Here is a 1,667-nt window from a genome sequence, read left to right on the forward strand (position 1 = left end):
GTGGTAGAGAACGTACAACCCGAGCCGGTTTCTGCTGCTTCGGTACCGATTGCAGTTAGGCCCGTTGAGCAGTTGTCGCTTACACTGGCGGTGCCGAAGGCTGCTGTGATTTCTGCTGCTGTCGGATTACAAAGTACCGTGCCTGACGGGGTCAAGGTGATCACCGGAAGTTCCGTGTCTCGGGTATAAGTTAGCGTTTGTGAAGCCGTGCCTGTATTTCCGCAGGCATCGGATACCGTCCAGTTTTTGGTGGTAGAGAACGTACAACCCGAGCCTGTTTCTGCTGCTTCGGTACCGGTTGCTGTTAAGCCAACCGAGCAGTTATCGCTTACACTCGCTGTTCCGAAGGCTGCCGTGATTTCTGCTGGCGTTGGATTGCAAAGTACTGTGCCTGACGAGTTCAAGGTGATCACCGGAAGCTCCGTGTCTCGGGTATAAGTTACCGTTTGCGAAGCCAAGCCTGTGTTGCCGCAAGCATCGGTTACCGTCCAGTTTTTGGTGGTAGAAAAAGTACAGCCACTGCCGGTTTCTGCTGCTTCGGTACCGGTTGCAGTTAGGCCTGTGGAGCAGTTATCGCTTACACTCGCTGTTCCGAAGGCTGCCGTGATTTCTGCTGCCGTTGGATTACAGCCCAATGTGCCTGCAGCGGTTAAAGTGATCACCGGAAGCTCCGTGTCTCTAGTATAAGTTACCGTTTGCGAAGCCAAGCCTGTGTTCCCGCAAGTATCGGTTACCGTCCAGTTTTTGGTGGTGGAGAAACTACAACCCGAGCCTGTTTCTGCTGCTTCGGTGCCAATAGCACTTAAGCCTGTTGAACAATTATCGCTTACCGAAGCGGTGCCGAAAGCTGCCGTTATTTCTGCTGCCGTTGGATTACAGCCCAATGTACCTGCAGCGGTTAAAGTGATCACCGGAAGTTCCGTGTCTCTAGTATAAGTTAGCGTTTGCGAAGCCAAGCCTATGTTGCCGCAAGTATCCGTTACCGTCCAGTTTTTGGTGGTAGAGAACGTGCAACCCGAGCCTGTTTCTGCTGCTTCGGTGCCTGTTGCGGTTAAGCCTGTTGAACAATTATCGCTTACCGAAGCGGTGCCGAAAGCTGCTGTGATTTCTGCTGGCGTTGGATTGCAAAGTACTGTGCCTGACGAGGTCAAGGTGATCACCGGAAGCTCTGTGTCTCTAGTATAAGTTACCGTTTGCGAAGCCAAGCCTGTGTTCCCGCAAGTATCGGTTACCGTCCAGTTTTTGGTGGTGGAGAAACTACAACCCGAGCCTGTTTCTGCTGCTTCGGTACCGGTTGCAGTTAGACCCGTTGAGCAGTTGTCGCTTACCGAAGCGGTACCGAAGGCTGCTGTGATTTCTGCTGCTGTCGGATTACAAAGTACCGTGCCTGCCGGGGTCAAGGCGATCACCGGAAGTTCCGTGTCTCGGGTATAAGTTAGCGTTTGTGAAGCCAAGCCTGTATTTCCGCAAGCATCGGTTACCGTCCAGTTTTTGGTGGTAGAGAAACTACAACCCGAGCCTGTTTCTGCTGCTTCGCTGCCAATAGCACTTAAGCCTGTTGAACAATTATCGCTTACCGAAGCGGTGCCGAAAGCTGCCGTTATTTCTGCTGCCGTTGGATTGCAAAATACTGTGCCTGCCGGGGTCAAGGTGATCACAGGAAACTC

At 52.5% G+C, this 1,667-nt stretch carries 1 protein-coding gene; it reads right to left on the reverse strand.

Annotated elements, in window-relative coordinates; all coding sequences use genetic code 11:
- Window positions 1-1,667: hypothetical protein (locus AC1DY0_RS18955; protein WP_477190138.1), on the reverse strand; the 1,667-nt coding region annotated here is incomplete at both ends.

This window comes from Flavobacterium sp. P1_E4 (assembly GCF_056405915.1).